Origin of the sequence: Halolamina sp. CBA1230, from assembly GCF_002025255.2 — an archaeon.
In the GTDB taxonomy this organism is placed as follows: Archaea; Halobacteriota; Halobacteria; order Halobacteriales; family Haloferacaceae; genus Halolamina.
Window position 1 is genome coordinate 1876530 of record NZ_CP054587.1, and the last position, 19056, is coordinate 1895585.

Consider the following 19056-nt stretch of genomic DNA (forward strand, 5'->3'; position numbering starts at 1 on the left):
TGCGGGCCGCGGACTTTTCACTTCGAGCGCCCAGACTCCGGGTATGGCTGAAACCTCCGACCGCTCGGCGGTCGATATCGAGTTCGGCGACGACGGGCTGGTCCCCGCGGTGGCCCAGGACACCGACTCCGGCGAGGTGTTGATGCTCGCGTACGTCTCGCCCGAGGCGCTCCGGCGCACCGTCGACACCGGCCGCGCCCACTACTACTCCCGCTCCCGCGACGAGCTCTGGGAGAAAGGCGCCACCAGCGGCAACACCCAGTCGGTCGTCGACGTGCGCGTCGACTGCGACGCCGACACGCTGCTGTACGAGGTCGAACAGGACGGCGGCGCCTGCCACACGGGGTATCGCTCCTGTTTCCACCGTTCCGTACAGGCGACCGATGACGGCGAGACCGTTCGAGTGGAAACGACGGGCGAACGAGTGTTCGATCCCGACGTCGTGTACGAATGAGCGTCGCCGACGAGCCCGTCCCCGAGAACCCGAGCGCGGACGACCTGGTCGCCGAACTCCGCGACGCCCGCGATGAGCGCGAGGAGATCGCCGCGGAGATCGAGACGTACGGCGAGGAGTCCGTCCAGGCCGTCACGGACGCGGTCGAGGAGGCGACCCGGCTGTTCGACCGCTACGCCGACTCCGCGACCGGCACCGGCGACTTCGAGGCGTACCTGGAGTTCCAGAGCCAGTTCGCCGAACTGGTCGAGAACCTGCCCGAGGAGATCCCGGAACGCGACGGGTTCGAGGAAGCCAACGAGGCGGTCGACCAGCGCACCATCTCCGAGAGCGACTTCCGCCGGGCCCGCGAGGCGATCGCCGACGCCCGCGGGATCGCGGAGCTGCTGGACCGCCGCGACGCCGCCCAGCAGCGCGTCAGCGACGCCGAACGCGCGGTGAGCGAACGCCTCTCGGCGATCGAACGCCGGCTGGACGAGCTCGCCGAACTCCGCCGACTGGGCGACGCGGACCTCACCGCACCGACCGAGGAGCTGACCGAGCCCGTCGAGCGCTACGACGAGGCGGTTCGCGAGGCGTTCGACGAGTTCGCCAACGACGCGCCGGCCCGGGAGCTGCTCGAACTGATCGAGACGACCCGGCTCTACCCGCTGATCGACTACCAGCGCCCGCCTCAGGACCTGCTGGAGTACGTCAAGAGCTACCCCGCGGGCGAGGAGCCGCTACCGACGCTGCTCTCCTACGCCGACTACTCGGGATCGAAGCTCTCCCACTACGTCGAGGACACGACCGCGTTCGAGACCACGGTGCCGGTCCACCGCACCTACCTCGACCGCATCGGCCCGGAACCGCTGACTGTCGGCTCGCCCCCGCCCGCGGACCGTCTGCGCTACCTCGCGGCGGAACTCGTGTCGGTCGTCGGCCGGTTCGCCGACGAGGAGACGGTCGCGCTGGCCCGAAATATGCGGGATCTGGCCCGCCGGGACGACTACGACCGGCTGCGGAACGCGGTCGTGGCCGAGGCGGATCTCACCGACGAGCAGCGCGAGGCGCTCCGGAACGGCGAGGTCGAGGCCGAAGTGGAACGACTGCGCGAGGAGCGCGAGCGGCTGGAGCGTGCGCTGGAGGGGTAGAAACGACCCCTGTCCGCGGCTGGCTCAGTCCTCGAGCGCCGCCGCGAGCTCGCGCTCGACGGCGTCGGCGAGTTCGACCGCGCGCTCGCGTTCGCGGGCCTCGGCGTAGATCCTGACTTTTGGTTCGGTGCCGGAGGGGCGGACCAGCACCCACGCGTCGCCGTAGTCGAGGCGGTAGCCGTCGACGGTGCTGGCCTCCACGTCGGCCTCGGCGGCGTACTGCTCGGCGGCGTCGAGCATCGCGCTCAGTTCGCGCTCCTTCCCGTAGCTGAGGTTCCGCCGGACGTTCTCGTAGGCGGTGTAGGGGGCGACGACCGCGCTGGGGGGGTCGCCGCGTTTCGCCAGCAGTTCGAGGAACTTCGCGGCGATGAACGCGCCGTCCCGGACCAGCCGGTAGTTCGGGAAGAAGATCCCGCCGTTCCCTTCGCCCGAGATCGGGACGCGGCGCCCCTCGGCCTGCAGCTCCTGGATCCGGGTGATGATGTTGGTCGCGCCGATCGGCGTGAGTTCGAGATCCGCGCCCACGTCGTCACAGACGTCGACGAGGCGCTGGGAGACGTTCACCGCGGCGACGGTGGCGTCGCCCGGTTCCAGCGCTTCGGCCGCCAGCGCCGCGAGGGAGGCGTCGCCCTCGACGTACTCGCCGTCCTCGTCGAAGAAGATGGCGCGGTCGGCGTCGCCGTCGTGGGCGATCCCCACGTCGGCGTCGCTGGCGCGAACGAGGCGGCCGAGATCGTCGAGGTTCTCCGGGACTGGCTCGGGGTCGCGACCCGGGAAGTGGCCGTCGGGCTGGCCGTTGACGGTGACCACGTCACAGCCCAGGCGGCGGAAGAACTCGGGGCTGGTGAGCGCGCCCGCGCCGTGGCCGGGGTCGAGCGCCACGGTGAGGTCGGCGTCCGCGACCGCCTCGCGGTCGACGTTCGCGAGCAGGTCGTCGACGTAGTCGGCGGCGACGCCGTCGATCGTTCGGGAGGCGCCGGTTTCCTCCCAGTCGGCCTCCTCGAACGTCTCGCCGAGCAGACAGTCCTCGACGCGTTCGAGCTCGGCGACCGGGAGTTCGACGCCGTCGGCGCCGACGAGCTTGATCCCGTTGTACTCGGGCGGGTTGTGGGAGGCGGTGACGACGACGGCCGGGATCTCCTCGACCTCGGCGTAGCGCACGGCCGCGGGGGTGGGGAGCACGCCGAGGCGGTCGGCGTCGACGCCCACGGCAGTGAGGCCGGCGTCGGCGGCGTTGGCGAACAGTTCCCCGGTGGTTCGCGTGTCGCGGGCGATGGCGGCGCGGTCGGCGTCCCAGACGGTGCCGGCGGCCTTGGCGACCCGGAGGACGAACTCGGCGGTGAGCTGTTCGCCGGCGACCCCGCGGGTGCCGCTGGAGCCGAAGACCTTCATTCGCGTGGTGATTGTGTACTGGGGGTCAAAGCGGTTCCGAACGGGAAACGCGGTCGAGCGGCGTTTCGTCCGGTGTGTCGGCGTTCGGTACCTGTGTCGATGCCGCTGGCGTGGTGGGCGAGTCGAACCGCTGCGGCATCGATCGACGAACCGGAAGGGGAGAGATCACCCCCACACGCCGCCGAGTGGACGACGGATTCAGCCCGACCCCCTGACCCCCAGTATCGGCGCTCCCGCCCGGTATCGAACCCACTAAGGCCGGCCCGGGTAAGCTACGGACAATGAGTCTCACGCTCGGCGACGCCAGCGCGGCCCCCGGGGAGATCGCAACCGGGCGGCTCCGCGTCGGCGAGAGCCGCGACGGGAGCCCGGTCTCCCTGCCGGTCTGTGTGGTCAACGGTGCCGACGACGGCGAAACCCTGTACCTGCAGGCGGTCTCGGACGGCGACGAACTCAACGGCCTCGGCGTGCTCACGCGAGTGGTTCCGCGGCTCGACCCCGACGACCTCGCCGGGGCGGTGCTGATCGTCGGCATCGTGAACTACCACGCGTTCCAGGTCGCCGAGCACCGCAACCCCATCGACGACACGAAGATGAACCGGGCCTACCCCGGCGACGAGGAGGGGACCAGCTCCGAACGCATCGCGGCCGCGACGTTCGACGCCGCGAAACGCGCGGACTACGTGCTCGATCTCCACCAGGGCTCCACGTCGCGGATGCTCAACGAGGCCCGGGTGCGGTGTGGCCGCCACCACCGCCTCCACGCCGACTGCCTCGAACTCGCGAAAACCTTCGGCACGGGCTACGTGCTCGACCAGAAAGGCCCCGACGGGCAGCTCGCCCGCGCGGCGCCCGACGAGGGGATCCCCACGATCGACCCCGAACTCGGCGGCTGCGTGGGCTGGGACGAGGAGAGCATCCAGTACGGCGTCGAGGGAACCTTCAACGTTCTCCGGCACTACGGGTTCCTCGACGGCGAGGCCGCCACCGAGGAGCAGACCCGCGCCGCGGGGTTCGACCAGTACCGCTCGCCCGGCGGCGGGCTGATCCGCTTCCGGGCGGAGTTGGGCGAGGAGGTCCACCCCGGCGACACGCTGTTCGACGTGATCGACCCGTTCGGCCAGCTGTCGAGCCGCGTGACCGCCGACAGCGAGGGGATCTTCTGGCGCTCCCGCCGACTCCCGCAGGTCGCGTCCGGCGAGTACGTCTGCTCGGTGGCGACGGGGATCGACGCGTACTGAAAAGAGATTCCAGAATCATGGCCATCGTCGGAGAAACCATCGTCACGAGCGAGGGACGGATACCGATACCAGAGCGCGTCCGCGACGCACTCGATCTCGAGCCCGGAACCGAAGTCGAGTTCGTGCTACTGGACGACGGGAGCGCCCGTATACGGCCGAAGCGTCCCCCGACAGAACGACTCCGCAAAGTCGGAGAAACGCTCGAGGAGCACGACGTGGACGTGTCAGAACTTCGCCGCAAGTCGAAAGACACGTGGGGGTCTCAGTTCGACGAGGAGGACCCGTGATCGAAGAACCGACAGCTACAGGTGCTTTTCGCTTGGTTTCGAAACCATGACCACCCCCACACCGCTCGTCTGTCCGTCCTGCGGCGCCGAGTACGCCGACCGCTGGCGCTGTGAGTGCGGCCACCCGCTGGAGTTCGCCCACCAGCCACTCCCCGACGGCCCCGCACCGGACCCCGCCGCGTTCGACACCCGCGAGGGGCTGTGGGCGTTCTCCGAGTTCCTCCCCGTCGAGAAGCGCGTGAGCCTCGGCGAGGGGATGACGCCGCTCCAGCAGGCCCCGGAGTGGGACGCCGAGTTCAAACTGGAGTACGTGTTCCCCACCGGCTCGTTCAAGGACCGCGGCGTGACGACGACGCTCTCCCGAGCGCTCGAACTCGGCGTCGACCGGGTCGTCGAGGACTCCTCGGGCAACGCGGGCGCGGCGGTCGCCACCTACGCCGCTCGGGCGGGGATCGACGCCGAGATCTACGTCCCGGCGTCGGTGAAGGAGAGCAAACTCCGGGCGATAGAGGCCGCCGGCGCGACGCCGGTCCGCGTGGAGGGAAGCCGGCAGGACGTGACCGACGCCTGCGTAGAGGCGGCCGTCAGCGAGGACGCTGACGCCTGGTACGCCTCCCACGCCTGGAACCCCGCCTTTTTCGCCGGGACGGCGACGGTCGCCTACGAGATCGGGCTCCAGCGCGACTGGACCGCCCCGGACGCCGTGGTGACGCCGCTGGGCCACGGGACGCTGTTCCTCGGCGCCTATCGGGGGTTCCGCGCGCTGGAAGAAGCTGGGTGGATCGACGAAATCCCGCGGCTGTACGGCGCACAGGCTGCGGGCTACGCACCGATCGCCGCCGAACTCCACGACAACACGGAGGAGTCGAACGACGTGGCCGACGGAGTCCAGATCCGCGATCCAGTTCGAAAGGGGGCGATCCTCGACGCGATCGACGCCACGGGCGGCGACGCGATCTCGATCGAGGAAGGACCCGCCGAACGCGAACTCGACCGACTGCACGGGGCTGGGTTCTACACCGAACCCACCAGCGCGGTCGCGCCCGCGGCGCTCGCGGAACTGCGCGAGCGGGGGGAGATCGACGAGGACGAGGACGTGGTGGTGCCGCTGACCGGGAGCGGGCTGAAAGGCTGAGTCAGTCCGCCACCGCGTCGACGCGATCCCGCACCCAGTCGAGCACGCTGAACAGGACGTCGAGGTGGTGGGAGCCCAACGATGAGAGTTCCGCGTCGCCGGCGTCGGGCGGCGGGTGGAAATGCGTTCGCGGCGCGGTCGTTTTCGGGTGACGATCCCACCGGCACTGGTACGGGTCCGATCGGTCCGTTCGCGTCTCGACGTAGTGGACGGAGTAGTCGTCGGTCGTGAACCACCGGAGGTCGATACGCGCCGCCGTCACGGACTGCGGGTACGCGCTCGCGACGAGCGGGAGTTCGAGATGCCGCGGCGAGACGCTCGACGGTTCGAACGTCCAGCCGTCGACCAACGGATGCCCCTCGGCTCGTCGGGCGATCGTCCGGAGCGTCGGGACGTCGAGGCGGCCGCTCGGGAGCCCTTCGTCGTCGGACATCTACGCCGACGCGGAGCGGCCGGTCCGGTCGTCCGTGTTCCGCTCGGCTCGGTGGATCGCCCGCTGGATCACGCCGAGGTCCTCGCGGACGGTCCGCCAGCGGGAGAGCGCATCCCAGCGATCGTGTACCCCCTCGTGATCGGCGTCGTCGAACACGGCCGGCGAGACGGCGTCCGGGTCGGGGGCGTCGAACCGCTCCTGGAGCGACTCGTCCTCCTCGACGAGCGCGTCGAGCTCCTCGCGGAGCGCCGCGGCGGTGTGGTCCTCGGCGAGCCGCTCGATCCGTTTCCAGCGCAGGTAGGAGTCGTTCCGGCGGTACTCCGTCGGTCGGTCACCGCGCTGCTCGGCGATCCTCATCTCCACCAGTTGTGAGAGCGCGTCGCGTGCACCCGTCGTCGAACAGGCGGCGCGGTCGGCGATCTCCGTCGCCGTGGTGTACTCGGCCGTCCCCGTCACCACGTCGTACACGCGCTGGAACGTCGTGCGCTCGGCCTCCCACTGCTGTCGAGCGTCCTCCGGGAGCGCGCCGCGATCCTCGGTCATGATCGAAACGACGAGCCTGTAGACAATATATCTTTGGCAAAACGTAGATATCCGAGAAAACCGTCGCGGGGCCGAACTGTTTTGCCCGTACCGCCGAACGCCCGAACGATGGTCGCCGTCGACGCGAACTACTGTCCGACCTGTGGCGCCGCCCTCCAGTCCCGCACGTTCGAGGGGCGCGACCGCCGCTACTGCCCCGACTGCGAGCAGTTCGTCTGGCGCAACCCCGTCCCCACCGCGGGCGTCGCCGTCCGCGACGGCGACGAGATCCTGCTCGTCCGCCGCGGCGGTGGGCCGAGCGAGGGGTACTGGACGCTCCCCGGCGGCTACCTCGAACCGGACGAGTCGGCGCCGGCTGCCGCGGTCCGGGAGCTCCGCGAGGAGGCCGGCGTCGACGCCGACCCCGGGGAGCTCCGGCTGCTCGGCACGCATCTCCGGGAGCAGAACGGCGGCGCGGCGTACCGAGCGCAACACGTCCTCCTCGTTCGCTACGTCGTCGAGCGCGAACACGTCGACGGGGCCCCGTCGGCGGGGAGCGACGCCGACGCGGCGCGGTTCTTCGAACGGGAGACGCTCCCCGAGCAACTTCGCGACCACAACCGTCGCTTCATCGAGCGAGCGTTGGCACGGGAGGAGCCCGGCCGATGACCGACTTCCCGCCCAGCTTCTGCCCGTACTGCGGCGCCGAACTCCGTGGCGAGGACCCCCGCTACCACTGTCCCGACTGCGAGCGCGGCGTGTACCACTCGCCGGCGGTGGCTGCGGCGGTGGGGATCGTGGACCGCTCGGGTGCGACGCCGTGCGTGCTGCTCGGGGAGCGCGGCGCCGCGCCCGCCGAGGGTCGGTTCTCCACGCCCGGAGGGCACGTCGACTTCGGCGAGGAGCCACGGGCCACGGCCGCCCGAGAGCTCGCGGAGGAGACCGGCCTCCGCGTCGATCCCGCGGATCTCCGACTCCTCGAAGCGCGCGACCTCGAGACGGTCGTCCCCGAACCGGGGCTGACCGACGAGAAGCAGGTGGTCTGTGTGGACTACGCGGTCGAACTGGGCAATACCGACGGCGAACCGTCGGCGGCCGACGACCTCGCGGGCCTGCGCTGGGCGAACGAATCCGAGTTCGACCAAGTGGAGTGGGCGTACACCGACGACGCGGCAGTCTGTCGGGCGGCGATCGCGGCGGTCGATCAGGCGTAGGCGAGCACACCCTCGCCGAACAGTCCGATCCCGGCGACGACGATCAGGACCGCGATACCGCGGTAGAGCCACACCTTCCAGTCCGCCGGCTCGACCTCGTCGGCCGAGGTCGTGCTTCCGATGGCGTCCAGCTGTTCGCTGAAGCGTGCCAGCGGCCGGGCGAACCGGTAGAGCCCGCCCCCGACGGCGACGACGAGGAGGCCGTACAGCAGCAAATCCTGTGACACGACTCCCCATTTCTCGACGATGATTGATCAGTTTTCGGGACCGAACCGTTTTCTCCCCACCGACGAACCCTCGATCGTGATCGCCGTCGATGCAGACTACTGCCCGCTCTGCGGTGCTGCGGTCGAACACCGCGAGGTCGACGGCCGCGAGCGCGCCTACTGCCCGAATTGTGAGCGCGTGCTCTGGCGCACGGCGGTTCCGAGCGTCGCCGTCGCGGTCGTCGACGTTGACGAATCGCGTCGCGATTCGTCCGCCAGTCAGACACAGTCTGACGACGGCGACCGTGTCTGCTGTATCCGGCGCGGGCAGCCGCCCGCCGAGGGCGCGTGGGCGCTCCCTGGCGGCCATCCTGAACACGACGAGCCGCTCGCTGAGGGCGCCGCGCGGGAACTCGAGGAGGAAACCGGACTACACGTCGACCCCGACGACCTCGAACCGATCGGGACCGGGTTCGCAGCGGGGTCGGAGCGCAACCACGCTGCGATCCACTTCGGCGTGAATCGGGCCGCGGCGACTGGGGCCACGGAAGCGGGCGACGACGCCGATGCGGTCGCGTTTCTCACCCCCGACGCGTACGACGAGCGCGAGTCGCTGGTCCACGACCGGGCGAGCGTCGAGGAAGCGCTGAGGCGGTTCTGACTACCGCTCCGGATGCGTCGGCGCGTCGAACCCGCCGCGAACGAGCGGCTTCGCGACGTGGCGGCGGGCACACGGCGGCACCTCGTACCAGCCGCGTTCGAGGTCGCGGTCGACCTCGGTCTCGACTTTCCCCGGCGCGCTCGTCCCACAGTCGCGGCATCGGTACCCCTGGTTCCGGCCCGCGGAGCTCATCGTTGTCTCACAGTCCGGACATTTCGGGTTCCGGAGCGCCGTCCGGTCCAGGCCACGAACGGCGAACTTCTCGAGTTTGAGCGTGCCCGAACTCACCTCCCCGCAGACGGTGAGCTCGTCGCCCGGCCGGAGCGCGCGCACGCGGTGGCGGAACCGTTTGGTCGGTTCGAACGCCGCCGCGTCGATGGTCAACCTACTCTCGACGCCCCTGATCGGCACGAACACGTGGCCACCCTCCCGCGTTTCCGGCTCACCGGCGACGACACAGTCCACGCGGTACGCGCCGCCGTCGTCGAGGGCAGTGAGGTCGGCCACGTCGGCGGCGCGGAGGTGAGCGTCGGTGCCCTGGTTCGTCCGGAAGAGTGCGGTTCGCTCGACCGGCTCCGAGTCGATCCCCCCAGCGACTTCGCGGAGTGCCTCGGGGTCGTCACCCCTGATCCCGTAGAGGATGGGCCCCGGCGCGCTGGGCACGCAGACCGCCTCGTCCTCCACGCGGTCGACGGTGTCCCACGCCGCGGGGTAGGCGTCCTCGGCGGCGGCGAACAGGCTCGCTTCGTCCACCTCGCGTGGCGTGCCACAGCGGTCGAACTCCCGGTAGGCGATCAGTTCGTACGTCCACTCGTCGAAGGCGCCGGCCGCGCCGACCGCCGCGAGCGCGCCGATGCGGCCGTGGCCGCCCGTCCAGCCAGCGGTCTCGAAGCCCGTGTCGTCGGCCAGCGCGAGCGCGTCGTCGAGGTCGTGGAACTCGCGGACCGCATTGCGGGCGAACGCGGTGACGGCGGCCGGCACCTCGTCCGGGTCGCAGTCGGCGACGACGAGCCCGGGCGACGTACGGGGGTCGTCGGTCTCGGCCAGCGGTTCGAGTTCCTCGCGGGCGATCTCGGCGGCGTGGTCGGCGTCGAGATCGGTGTGGATCGCGAGCGCGGCGTTCCCCCGCGTTTTGCGCTCGACGGCGGGGTTGAGGCGGATCAGCAGGCGCTCGTCGATCGACCCCCCGGCGGCCGCGATCCGCTCGGCGATGCGGGCCGCGAGGTAGGTCGTGCACATCCCGCGCTCGCGGGAGTCGGTGTCGTCGACGCCGATGACGGTCACGCCGGGAGGGAGGCGGCCGACGGCCAAGGCGGTTTCGCGTCGATCGACCGAGCGCCAACTCCCGATATATGGAGCTATCGGTCGCTCGAACAGCGAACCGCCCGACTGCGCCGTCCCGGGTCGACACAACGTATATATGCCGTGAGTCGCCTACTTCCCCATATGAGCCGTACAGCGCTGATCGAGAACGTCACGGCGATGCTGCAGGACGCCGGGTTCCTCGTCAGCGAGCGCTGTGCGATCCGGCCCAAGAGCTTCGACGTCGCGGCCCGCCGCGGCGAGGAGCTCGTGCTGCTGAAGGTGCTGGGCAACGTCGACGCGTTCGACGCCGCCACGGGGCGGGAGATGCGTCGACTCGGGGAGTACCTCTCGGCGACGCCGATGGTCGTGGGGATGCGCACCCGCGACGAGGAGCTGAAGCCGGAGGTGGTGTACTTCCGTCACGGCGTGCCCGCGATCCATCCGGACACCGCGTTCGACTTGTTCGTCGAGGACGTGCCGCCGCTGATCTACGCGGCCCCCGGCGGGCTGTACGTCAACATCGACGGCGACCTGCTCTCGGAGAGCCGCGAGGAGGAGGACTGGAGCCTCGGGAAACTCGCCTCCGAGCTCGGCGTCTCCCGGCGCACCGTCTCGAAGTACGAGGACGGGATGAACGCCTCCATCGACGTCGCGGTGAAGCTGGAGGAGCTGTTCGACCGCCCCTTCACGGCGCCGATGAACGTGATGGAGGGCGCCGAGGAGGTCCGCGACGCCGAGCCCACCCCCGACGCGCCGGAAGCCGACCCCGACGACGAGCACGTCGTGGGCGTGCTGACGCGGGCGGGCTTTACGGTCCACCCCACCACGCGGGCGCCGTTCAACAGCGTGAGCGAGGACGAGGAGCGCCGCGGCCGCGACGGCGCGAAGCTGCTGACGGGCCACTCGGAGTTCACCCCCAACGCCGAGAAGCGCGCCCGGATCATGTCCTCGCTGGGGCAGGTCACCCGCACGCGCTCGGTGTACTTCGTCGAGAACGACGCCAGCCGCGAGTCCGTGAAGGGGACCGCGCTGGTCTCCTGTGACGAGCTGGCGGAGACGGACGACCCCGAGGCGGTGCGGGATCTGATCCGCGAGCGCGCCGCAGAGCCTGGCGAAGCCTGATTCTCTCCGTTCGTTGGGTTCGCTGTTCGTGTTTCGGTGGGAAGCAAGAGTAGATCTGGCTCGAACAGCGACAGCAACAGCATCTCGATGCTTGACCACTTGCGACCGCAGGGTGCCGGGCACGAGGCCCATCATCAGAAATCGGAGATTTCTGATTGGCAGACGAGGATCTTCGATTCTCGTCGACGTCGCCGGACTACGTCCGGCTGGCAGCCGAGAGTCAGGGACTCTCGGCGACGCCCGCGAGGCGTCCACCGCCACCGCATCGCCGTCGCTGTCGGCGCGAAGCGCACGCGGCCTCGTGCCGCTTGTCAGAGCAGGATCGAAGATCCCGCAGGCCGTACGGGCGACGCACGGGTCGCCCGTACGACAGCGCGAGGGACGAGTGACTGAGCGACAGCGAAGGAACGAGTCGGCTGGGGAGGTTCGTGGGCTGTGCGGGGCAGTTGCGGTCACAAGTGGCCAACGATCGAGCTACTGTTGCCGTCAATGCCGAAGGATCGAGCTACTGTTGCCGTCAATGCCGAAGGATCGAGCTACTGTTGCCGTCAATGCCGAAGGATCGAACTACTGTTGCCGTCAATGCCGAAGGATCGAACTACTGTTGCTGTCGATGCCGAATAGGAGTAAGATCGTAGCTAGCCCAGTACCACCGAAAACCTCACTAATCAGGGCGCGACGCCGACGGTCAGCAGCGTCCCCCACGTCCGGTAGCGTTCGACCATCGCCTCCCGACTCCCGAACCCCTCGTGGGGGAACTCCGACTCCTCGGGAATCTCCGTCTCGCGGTCCGGGACGTTGTCCTGCTCGGCGACGTGCAGGCCGGCGGCGCGGAACGCCTCGCGGTACTGCTCGCGGTCCCAGCGGGTCATCTCCACCGAGATGTTCTCCTGCCAGTCGTGGGAGGCGACGTTCTCCTCGTAGTAGTTCACCGCGCAGTAGAACGTCCCGCCGGGTTTCAGCACGCGCCGGATCTCCTCCAGCGTGTGGTGGGGGTCGTTCGCGTAGTAGAACGCCTCCATCGTGAACACGTGGTCGATCGAGTCCGTCTCGAAGGGAAGGTGATCGAAGTCGCCGACGAGAAAGCCGATCGCGTCGTCGTCGGTGTAGCTGTCGGCTTTCCGGGCCATCTCGGGTGAGCCGTCGAGTCCGTAGCCGGCGCCGATCCCCCGCTCGCGCAGCGCCCGGAGCGCGTACCCGCTGCCGGTGCCGAGATCCAGCACGCGGTCCCCCGCCTCGACGGGCATCCGTGCAAGGATCGGGCGTGCGGTGTGCCAGTGGCGCTCCTCCATCCCCTGCTCGCGGTCCTCGGTGGCCCAGCTGTCGAACTCCTCGCGAACGCTCATGGGTCGGGTTCGAGCGTGCGGGGCAAAACGGGTTCGGCTCCGGCCGGTCGTCGACAGGAAGCCGGCGCCGCGAGTTTGAAGTCGCCGCCCCCCTACCACCGGATATGGAGTACGACCTCGCCATCGACGGCGCGCCCGACAGCGTCCCGGCCGGGACCGCGCTGCTGCTGTTGCACCCCAGCATCGGGGAGACCGACCGCGTCGACACCGACTTCCTCAGCGTCGACACCGACCGTTTCCTCGTCGTCTCCACCCGAACTACCGCCCGCGAGGTCGAACAGAAACTCGACTACTACGAGGTCGACGAGTCGCGGGCGGAGGTCCTCGACACCCTCTCGATCGAACGGGGGTACTCCCGGCGCTCGGCGCCGCATATCCACTACGCGGCCGGCCCGGACGACGTCGAGGGGATCGTCGAACAGGTCGAGGCGTTCCTGACCGAGCACGACGGCCAGCTCCGCATCACGCTCGACTCGCTCAGCGAACTCGCCTACTACGGCGACGAGGACGCCGCGCTGGAGGCAGCCGAGCGACTGATCGAACTCGTTCGTGAACACGACGCGGTCTGCCTGTTCCACCTCTCCAGCGAAGTCCACGACGACGAGACGGTCGCCGCGTTCACGGAGCTGTTCGACGCGACGGTCCGCCTCCACGACGACGGTACTGTGAGCTACGAACCGCGAGAGTAGGCGGGCGGCGCGGTTTTCCCTTCTCGACCCGTCCCCGTCACGGTGTTCCACTCGAAATCCCGGGGAATCGACGAGGGTGTTTCCAGTCGAAACTGTACGTGGAGTCGAAGTAGTCGAAACGGACGATGGAGTTGAAACAGCAGAAGCCGACGGCTGAGTCGAAACGACGACCGCAGTCGAAGCCGTCCGCCGTTACTCCGCGAGCGCGTCAATCGTCTTCTCGGCCCACCGGACCGCGTACTCGGCGCCGTGGTCGCGGTAGGCCAGCGTGTCGAGTGCGGCGAACGGCGCGGGCAGGTCGAGCCCGTGTTTCACCGCCGAACACGCCAGTTCCGTCGCCGCCGGGAACTCGGTCTCGCCCCGGGCAACCTCACCCGGGAGGTCGTCGATCCGGCCGACGAGGCGGTCGCCGGCGTCGGCCCACGCCGCGTGGAGCTCGTCGTGATCGCCCTCCCACGCGCGGAACCGCTCGCGGGTGTGCAGGCCGACCCAAGCGTCGTACAGCGCGGCCGCGACCTGGTACGTTGCCGCGCCGCCGAGCCCCAGCGCGTCGTCGAGGTCGGCGTACCGCTCGCCGAAGAAGGGGAGGAAGCTCTCCGGAACGCCCTCGTCGATCTCAACCAGCGCCTCGGCGAGCAGGAACTCGCGGAACGACTCCGGCGTCCCCTCGGCACGGGCCTTCACGATCACCGTCGGCGGCTCGGTCTGGCGGGTCCAGACAACCGTGCCGTCGCCCGGGAGGCCGATCGTGAACTGGTCGGAGGTGTAGGCTTCCAGTTGGGCCGGCGCGTTCTCGGGGAGCCACGCGTCTGGGTAGCTGGCGGGATCGAGCGCGTCCACGAGCAGCCCCAACTCCTCCGCGACCGCCGGCGGGAGCGTCTCGAAATCCTGCTCGGCGTCGAGGACGCGAACGTCGGGCGCGAGCTCGCTGTGCAGTCGCTCGACCGTCGGGGAGAGCGTCCGTTCGGCGAACATCAGGCCGAGAGGACGATCTGGAAGACGAGCGCGAACGCCAGAATCGCGGACAGGCCGACTGTGCTGGTGACGATCTTCGTCGCCGTGCTCATACCGCCACCTGCGACCGCGTGGCTGTTAACGGTTGCTGAAGCGGTCGGCGTGGGGGAGGAGAGGGGTAGGGAGGAGCAGTGAGGAAGAGAGGAGCAGGGAGGAAGAGAGGAGCAGGGAGGAAGGGAGCAGAGGTGGGATCGACCCAGCTACTCGTCGATGCCGTAGTCGTCGGCCATCTCGATCACGTACCGGCCGTCCTCCTGGAGCGAGATGATGTACTCCTTCCGGTCGTACAGCTCCATGAGGTTGAGTTCGTACTGGCCGGGCGCGGTGATCTTGATGCTCTCGAACTGGTCGTTCAGCTCCTCGCGCAGCGACCGCAGGTCGGTGTCCTCGTCGCTCACCGGCTCCTCCCGTTCCGGCGCCGAGCCCGCGACGGGCTGTTTCTCGACGTCGTCGTCGGGGCCGACCGCACCCGAGAGGTCGAACTCGTCGGTGTCCTCGCCCGACGGCGTCTCCGTCGGGGGTCCTTGTGGCGTGCCGCGACCGCTGGCGACCTCCTCCTCGGCCGCCTCCATCTTCCGGCGCGCCTCGTCGATCTCCTCGATACTGGCCGACGAGGAGCGCGCGTCGTTCTGGGCACGGTTCTCCTCGCCCACCTCGTCGTCGATTTCGGCGTCGCGGAACGCTTCTTCCCGTTCGGCGACCCCCGACTCCGCGTCGTCGGCCGCCGTGGGTTTCGGGTCCGCCGTTTCGGAGGCTGTAGGTTTCGGATCCGGCGTTTCGGACGCCGACGTTTCAGGTCCGGTCGCGGGCTCCTCGGCGTCGGCCGGTTCGGGTGGCTCGGCGTCGGTGGCCGAAGCGTCGTCCGTGGCAGCGCGGCCGGCCGGCTGGAACTGGAACTTGTTCCCGCCGCAGTTCGGACAGCCCGATAGCATCTCCTTGGAGCCGTCGTCGAACTGCCGGCCGCAGGTGGTACACTCGTGGGGCACGGGACTACTTGCGCGAGACGAGCGTGCTGATCAGGTTCTCGTCCTTGTGGAGCGTCTCGATCTGGTTCGCCGGGCCGATCACCGTCAGCTTCTGTGTCTGCTCCTCCTTCCCCATCAGCCGGTCGAACAGCCCGGGGTTGCTCGAACTCGATTTGGGGTAGGTCTCGATCTCGATGCCGCTGAACTCGTCCGGGCTGATCTCCGTCATCGTGACCTCGATCAGCTTCGACTCCTCGTCGGGGGTGAGCCCCTCCTCTAATATCACGATGTTGCCGTCGCGAACGCCGTCGAGGATCAGGCGGATCTTCTCCATGCTGGTGAGCCCCTCCATCCGGGCGCCGCTGATCATGTCGACCCGGACGCCGTCGTCGAGGTCGTCCTCTTCGGGGGAGGAACCGTCGCCGTCGCCGCTGGTTACTTCGGGCATTGTTAGGAGAAGTACTCCGCGATGTTCTCGTACACTTCGTCCATGTTCTGTCCCTCCAGTGCGGAGAGCGGGATCGTCTCGTGCTGCGGGAACGCGTTCGCGATCCGCTGGATGTCCGACTCCTCCTTGTCGATCTTGTTCGCGAGGATCAGCACCGGGAGCTCCTGGCTCTCGATGATGCCGATCAGCATCGTGTTCACCTGCGTGAACGGGTCCTCGGTGCTGTCGAGCACGTAGATCACGCCGTCGACGTCCTCCCGGAGCCAGTGCATGGCCTCGGCGACACCTTCGGTCGCCTCGCGGGAGCGCCGGACGGCGTCCTCCTTCTCCATGTCGTGGTCGAGGAACTCCTCGTAGTCGACTTTCGTCGCGACGCCGGGCGTGTCGACGATGTCGATCGTGACCTCCCGACCGTCACGTTCGATGGTCACACCCTCCTTCCGGCGCGCACGCCGTGTCTCGTGGGGGATGTGACTCTCCGGGCCCACCGCGTCGCCGGTCCAGTCGCGGGCGATGCGGTTCGCCAGCGTGGTCTTCCCGGCGTTGGGCGGGCCGTAGATCCCGATCCGTTTCGGCTCCTCTGACGCGAACAGGCCGTCCGTGACCCGCGTAATACTTTGTTTCAGACTCGTGAGCAGACCCATCCTTGTCTCCTGCTCCCTGACGGTAGGGAGCCGTTACACCGAGTACCGCCGGCGATGCACTTAAGAATGGCGTCGGACGCCGTGGAACGTTCCGGGAGGGCGCCGACGCCGACCGTAACGGGAAAAACGACATACGGAGTCTCGACACGAAACGGTGGGGTCCGGTCGGACCCCCATCGAACGGGTCCGGTCGAGCTCCCCCCGAACTGCATGGACGAACGATCAGATGTCAGATGTCAGATGCTTCCGGGGGTCTCCACACGAAACGTGGGTGGAGGTTCGTAGCTCCGTTCGGTCGAGGAGCTTCTTCCCACTGGAGATTGCCTGAACGGCCGATCTGCCGAGGGTTCGATCTCGCGATCCCGAACTGTGAACCCCCTCCCCTCCGTTTCGCGTGGAACCACGAGCGAGAGAGGGGGAGGGGTGACGAGCCGTCGCCAGTAAACACAACTAACCACACACGTCACGAACTAAATAAAGGATGGAGATTGCAGTACGGACTAATCTATCGTCGTGTAGTGTAAAACTACCGCTCGAGAGGAGGCGGTTACTGCCGCTTCCCGACCCCCACCCCCACCTGATTCCGCGTTCCACCCGAAACGATGGGGTGGGGGGGTCACTACCCGCCACCGTTTCCCGTCCAACGCGGCGCGCGGCCAGTCCTCGTCTCCGGCTCGACCCGGACGATCGTGAAACTGACCGCGGCTCGCCGCTGTTTCCGGCCGGGCCACCGTTTCGGCTCCAGCCCTCACTGACCCGACACACCCTCTCGACCGCTTCGACTCCAATCGTCGACGCCACACCCGTCTTTCGCCTGCCCGTCCAGTCGAAACAGTGGGGATCAGGGCCGTAGGTCCCGCCTACAGTCGTCGAGAACGTCGGGTGTCACTCGACCCAGCTTCCGGGCCGAACCGTCCACGCGCCGCGACGACAGGGACAGGTTTTTGGTACCCCTATTCATTTGGTTCGAGTGCATCAACTGGACGGCGCTCCGGAAACTCTCGCGACGGATCGGGCCTTGCAGGTGGTTTCCGGCGGAAAATCCCGGTCCCGAGTGCCGTTCTCCACTCGAAACGTAGGGGTATCAAAATGAACGATATGAACGACGACACGGGTTCGGAAGGAGGAGAGGGCGATCCGAACGACGGCTGGCCGATCGCGGACGACGGCGCGGTCGAAGAGGACGCTGACGACGCCGACATCGACAGCGACGATGGATCGAGCGCCGCCGAGCCGGACGACGGCGAGGACACCGACACGGACGAGTCCGAGGTCCTCGACACGGACGGGGTCACCGACGGCGTCGACTCCTCGTTGGACACGGAGGGGATCGACTCCTCGGTCGATCTCGACACCGGCGGCGTCGACATCGACCGGATGCTCGAGGACGACGGCGACAGCCAGGGGCTGTTCGACGACCTGATGGCCGGGGAGCCGATATTCAGCAACAAGGAGGTGCTCAGACCCTCCTACACGCCACACGAGCTCCCCCACCGTACCGACCAGATCAACCAGATGGCGACCATCCTGGTGTCGGCGCTGCGCGGGGACACCCCCTCGAACATCCTGATCTACGGGAAGACCGGCACCGGGAAGACCGCGAGCGCGAAGTTCGTGAGCCAGGAGCTCGAGTCCACCTCCCAGAAGTACGACGTCCCCTGCGAGGTGGAGTACATCAACTGCGAGATCACCGACACGCAGTACCGCGTGCTCGCCCAGCTCGCGAACAAGTTCATCGAGAAGAACCGCGAGATCGTCGGCGACCGCCTCGACGAACTCCGCGAACGCCGCTCGGCCGCGGCCGACGGCGACGAGGACGCGCTCGCGGACACGGAGTTCGACAGCGTCGAGGCCGTCGACGAGAAGATCAGCGAACTCGAGGACGACCGCGAGGAGATGGAGGAGGTGCCCATGACCGGGTGGCCCACCGACCGCGTCTACTCCAAGTTCTTCGACGCGATCGACTACCACGAGCGCGTGGTCGTGATCATGCTCGACGAGATCGACAAACTCGTCGAGAAGTCCGGGGACGACACGCTGTACAACCTCTCCCGGATGAACTCCGAACTGGAGAATTCCCGCATCTCGATCATGGGGATCTCGAACGACCTCAAGTTCACCGACTTCCTCGATCCCCGAGTCAAGTCCAGCCTGGGCGAGGAGGAGATCGTGTTCCCGCCGTACGACGCCAATCAGCTCCGGGACATCCTCCAGCACCGCTCGGACGTGGCGTTCAAGGACGACGCGCTGACCGACGACGTGATCCCGCTGTGTGCCGCCTTCGCCGCACAGGAGCACGGGGACGCGCGACGCGCACTCGACCTCCTCCGGACCGCCGGCGAACTCGCCGAGCGCAGTCAGGCCGAGACCGTCGAGGAGCAGCACGTCCGGCAGGCCCAGGACAAGATCGAACTCGACCGCGTGGTCGAGGTCGTGCGCACGCTCCCGACCCAGAGCAAGATCGTCCTGTTCGCGACGATCCTGCTCGAGAAGAACGGCGTCCACAACATCAACACCGGCGAGGTGTTCAACATCTACAAGCGTCTCTGCGAGGAGATCGACGCCGACGTGCTGACCCAGCGCCGCGTCACCGACCTCATCAGCGAACTCGACATGCTGGGGATCGTCAACGCCGTCGTCGTCTCGAAGGGGCGCTACGGCCGCACGAAGGAGATCTCGCTGTCGGTCCCGATCGAGGAGACCGAACACGTCCTGCTCTCGGACTCCCGCCTCGGCGACATCGAGAACGCCCAGCCCTTCGTGCAGGCGCGCTTCGACAACTGATCACCGTTCGGTACCGAGTTCCACCCGAAACGATGGGGGTCGGGGAGAACGTCTCTGCGAG

21 protein-coding genes are annotated in these 19056 nt (G+C 68.4%); 11 read left to right on the plus strand and 10 right to left on the minus strand.

All coding sequences use genetic code 11. The features are described from left to right. The first annotated feature begins 43 nt into the window (after positions 1-43). Together hisI and B4589_RS09945 are read left to right on the plus strand one after the other, a co-directional pair. Positions 44-454, plus strand: a complete 411-nt coding sequence (hisI, locus tag B4589_RS09940) for a phosphoribosyl-AMP cyclohydrolase (protein ID WP_079234119.1) — start codon at positions 44-46, stop codon at positions 452-454. Next, the gene (locus B4589_RS09945; RefSeq protein ID WP_079234120.1) at positions 451-1587 is read left to right on the plus strand and encodes a hypothetical protein; all 1137 of its coding nucleotides are present in this window, start codon (positions 451-453) and stop codon (positions 1585-1587) included. Before hisI ends, B4589_RS09945 begins: the two co-directional genes overlap by 4 nt. Before the next feature lie 24 nt (positions 1588-1611). Here the strand turns inward: B4589_RS09945 and glmM are convergent, their stop codons facing one another. Continuing rightward, on the minus strand, positions 1612-2979 hold the full coding sequence (gene glmM / locus B4589_RS09950; RefSeq protein WP_079234121.1) for a phosphoglucosamine mutase: 1368 nt from the start codon (positions 2977-2979) through the stop codon (positions 1612-1614). Positions 2980-3260: 281 nt separating this feature from the next. Between glmM and B4589_RS09955 the strand changes: the two genes are divergently transcribed. Genes B4589_RS09955 through B4589_RS09965 form a run of 3 tightly spaced genes read left to right on the plus strand, consistent with a single transcriptional unit; the run spans position 3261 to position 5642 of the window. Beyond that, positions 3261-4220: a succinylglutamate desuccinylase/aspartoacylase family protein gene (locus B4589_RS09955; protein WP_079234122.1), complete on the plus strand. Its 960-nt coding sequence runs from the start codon at positions 3261-3263 to the stop codon at positions 4218-4220. Positions 4221-4237: 17 nt separating this feature from the next. Then, positions 4238-4507, plus strand: a complete 270-nt coding sequence (locus B4589_RS09960) for an AbrB/MazE/SpoVT family DNA-binding domain-containing protein (RefSeq protein WP_079234123.1) — start codon at positions 4238-4240, stop codon at positions 4505-4507. Between the two features lie 46 nt (positions 4508-4553). Then, complete coding sequence (locus tag B4589_RS09965) at positions 4554-5642, plus strand: threonine synthase (RefSeq protein WP_079234124.1); 1089 nt, start codon at positions 4554-4556, stop codon at positions 5640-5642. Between the two features lies 1 nt (position 5643). Here B4589_RS09965 and B4589_RS09970 read toward each other — a convergent pair whose 3' ends face one another. Both B4589_RS09970 and B4589_RS09975 read right to left on the minus strand, forming a co-directional pair. Beyond that, complete coding sequence (locus B4589_RS09970; RefSeq protein WP_079234125.1) at positions 5644-6075, minus strand: hypothetical protein; 432 nt, start codon at positions 6073-6075, stop codon at positions 5644-5646. After that, positions 6076-6618: a hypothetical protein gene (locus tag B4589_RS09975; RefSeq protein WP_079234126.1), complete on the minus strand. Its 543-nt coding sequence runs from the start codon at positions 6616-6618 to the stop codon at positions 6076-6078. 108 nt (positions 6619-6726) lie between these two features. Here B4589_RS09975 and B4589_RS09980 point away from each other — a divergent pair, with 108 nt between their 5' ends. Beyond that, the gene (locus tag B4589_RS09980; protein ID WP_079234127.1) at positions 6727-7266 is read left to right on the plus strand and encodes an NUDIX domain-containing protein; all 540 of its coding nucleotides are present in this window, start codon (positions 6727-6729) and stop codon (positions 7264-7266) included. Beyond that, entirely contained in the window at positions 7263-7811 is a 549-nt protein-coding gene (locus B4589_RS09985) for an NUDIX domain-containing protein (RefSeq protein ID WP_079234128.1), read from the plus strand. Before B4589_RS09980 ends, B4589_RS09985 begins: the two co-directional genes overlap by 4 nt. On the opposite strand, the gene B4589_RS09990 is transcribed toward B4589_RS09985, so the two are convergent. Next, positions 7802-8038 (minus strand): hypothetical protein, encoded by a 237-nt coding sequence (locus B4589_RS09990; RefSeq protein ID WP_255246071.1) that lies wholly within the window; start codon positions 8036-8038, stop codon positions 7802-7804. The two genes, B4589_RS09985 and B4589_RS09990, sit on opposite strands and share 10 nt — an antisense overlap. 76 nt (positions 8039-8114) lie before the next feature. On the opposite strand from B4589_RS09990, the gene B4589_RS09995 reads away from it, so the two are divergent. Beyond that, positions 8115-8678 (plus strand): NUDIX domain-containing protein, encoded by a 564-nt coding sequence (locus B4589_RS09995; protein ID WP_158081165.1) that lies wholly within the window; start codon positions 8115-8117, stop codon positions 8676-8678. Here B4589_RS09995 and B4589_RS10000 read toward each other — a convergent pair whose 3' ends face one another. Then, positions 8679-9962 (minus strand): tRNA(Ile)(2)-agmatinylcytidine synthase, encoded by a 1284-nt coding sequence (locus B4589_RS10000; protein ID WP_079234131.1) that lies wholly within the window; start codon positions 9960-9962, stop codon positions 8679-8681. Between the two features lie 162 nt (positions 9963-10124). Between B4589_RS10000 and B4589_RS10005 the strand changes: the two genes are divergently transcribed. Next, positions 10125-11105, plus strand: a complete 981-nt coding sequence (locus B4589_RS10005; RefSeq protein ID WP_079234132.1) for a transcriptional regulator — start codon at positions 10125-10127, stop codon at positions 11103-11105. 668 nt (positions 11106-11773) lie between these two features. Here the strand turns inward: B4589_RS10005 and B4589_RS10010 are convergent. Next, on the minus strand, positions 11774-12451 hold the full coding sequence (locus B4589_RS10010; protein ID WP_079234133.1) for a class I SAM-dependent methyltransferase: 678 nt from the start codon (positions 12449-12451) through the stop codon (positions 11774-11776). A 104-nt stretch (positions 12452-12555) separates the two neighbouring features. On the opposite strand from B4589_RS10010, the gene B4589_RS10015 reads away from it, so the two are divergent. After that, positions 12556-13140: an ATPase involved in flagella biogenesis gene (locus tag B4589_RS10015; protein ID WP_079234134.1), complete on the plus strand. Its 585-nt coding sequence runs from the start codon at positions 12556-12558 to the stop codon at positions 13138-13140. Positions 13141-13332: 192 nt separating this feature from the next. Here the strand turns inward: B4589_RS10015 and B4589_RS10020 are convergent, their stop codons facing one another. From B4589_RS10020 to B4589_RS10035, 4 genes are all read right to left on the minus strand, one after another. Beyond that, positions 13333-14115, minus strand: a complete 783-nt coding sequence (locus B4589_RS10020; protein ID WP_079234135.1) for a hypothetical protein — start codon at positions 14113-14115, stop codon at positions 13333-13335. 239 nt (positions 14116-14354) lie between these two features. Next, a complete protein-coding gene (locus tag B4589_RS10025; RefSeq protein WP_079234136.1) occupies positions 14355-15140 on the minus strand; it encodes a Zn-ribbon containing protein in 786 nt (261 codons plus the stop codon). Between the two features lie 4 nt (positions 15141-15144). Continuing rightward, on the minus strand, positions 15145-15567 hold the full coding sequence (locus B4589_RS10030; RefSeq protein ID WP_079234137.1) for a DUF2073 domain-containing protein: 423 nt from the start codon (positions 15565-15567) through the stop codon (positions 15145-15147). 2 nt (positions 15568-15569) lie between these two features. Beyond that, positions 15570-16211 carry an Era-like GTP-binding protein gene (locus B4589_RS10035; protein WP_079234138.1) on the minus strand — a complete coding sequence of 214 codons (642 nt, stop codon included), beginning with the start codon at positions 16209-16211 and terminating at the stop codon, positions 15570-15572. Between the two features lie 1089 nt (positions 16212-17300). Between B4589_RS10035 and B4589_RS10040 the strand changes: the two genes are divergently transcribed. Beyond that, positions 17301-18995: an AAA family ATPase gene (locus tag B4589_RS10040; protein ID WP_079234139.1), complete on the plus strand. Its 1695-nt coding sequence runs from the start codon at positions 17301-17303 to the stop codon at positions 18993-18995. Positions 18996-19056 lie beyond the last annotated feature (61 nt).

Coding starts and splice junctions, on each gene's coding strand:
- B4589_RS09955 (WP_079234122.1), top strand. CDS start 3,261: ATGAGTCTCACGCTCGGCGACGCCAGCGCGGCCCCCGGGGAGATCGCA.
- B4589_RS09965 (WP_079234124.1), top strand. CDS start 4,554: ATGACCACCCCCACACCGCTCGTCTGTCCGTCCTGCGGCGCCGAGTAC.
- B4589_RS10030 (WP_079234137.1), bottom strand. CDS start 15,567: ATGCCCGAAGTAACCAGCGGCGACGGCGACGGTTCCTCCCCCGAAGAG.
- B4589_RS10035 (WP_079234138.1), bottom strand. CDS start 16,211: ATGGGTCTGCTCACGAGTCTGAAACAAAGTATTACGCGGGTCACGGAC.
- B4589_RS10040 (WP_079234139.1), top strand. CDS start 17,301: ATGAACGATATGAACGACGACACGGGTTCGGAAGGAGGAGAGGGCGAT.
- B4589_RS09985 (WP_079234128.1), top strand. CDS start 7,263: ATGACCGACTTCCCGCCCAGCTTCTGCCCGTACTGCGGCGCCGAACTC.
- B4589_RS10005 (WP_079234132.1), top strand. CDS start 10,125: ATGAGCCGTACAGCGCTGATCGAGAACGTCACGGCGATGCTGCAGGAC.
- B4589_RS10010 (WP_079234133.1), bottom strand. CDS start 12,451: ATGAGCGTTCGCGAGGAGTTCGACAGCTGGGCCACCGAGGACCGCGAG.
- B4589_RS09975 (WP_079234126.1), bottom strand. CDS start 6,618: ATGACCGAGGATCGCGGCGCGCTCCCGGAGGACGCTCGACAGCAGTGG.
- hisI (WP_079234119.1), top strand. CDS start 44: ATGGCTGAAACCTCCGACCGCTCGGCGGTCGATATCGAGTTCGGCGAC.
- B4589_RS09980 (WP_079234127.1), top strand. CDS start 6,727: ATGGTCGCCGTCGACGCGAACTACTGTCCGACCTGTGGCGCCGCCCTC.
- B4589_RS09945 (WP_079234120.1), top strand. CDS start 451: ATGAGCGTCGCCGACGAGCCCGTCCCCGAGAACCCGAGCGCGGACGAC.
- glmM (WP_079234121.1), bottom strand. CDS start 2,979: ATGAAGGTCTTCGGCTCCAGCGGCACCCGCGGGGTCGCCGGCGAACAG.
- B4589_RS10015 (WP_079234134.1), top strand. CDS start 12,556: ATGGAGTACGACCTCGCCATCGACGGCGCGCCCGACAGCGTCCCGGCC.
- B4589_RS09960 (WP_079234123.1), top strand. CDS start 4,238: ATGGCCATCGTCGGAGAAACCATCGTCACGAGCGAGGGACGGATACCG.
- B4589_RS10020 (WP_079234135.1), bottom strand. CDS start 14,115: ATGTTCGCCGAACGGACGCTCTCCCCGACGGTCGAGCGACTGCACAGC.
- B4589_RS09970 (WP_079234125.1), bottom strand. CDS start 6,075: ATGTCCGACGACGAAGGGCTCCCGAGCGGCCGCCTCGACGTCCCGACG.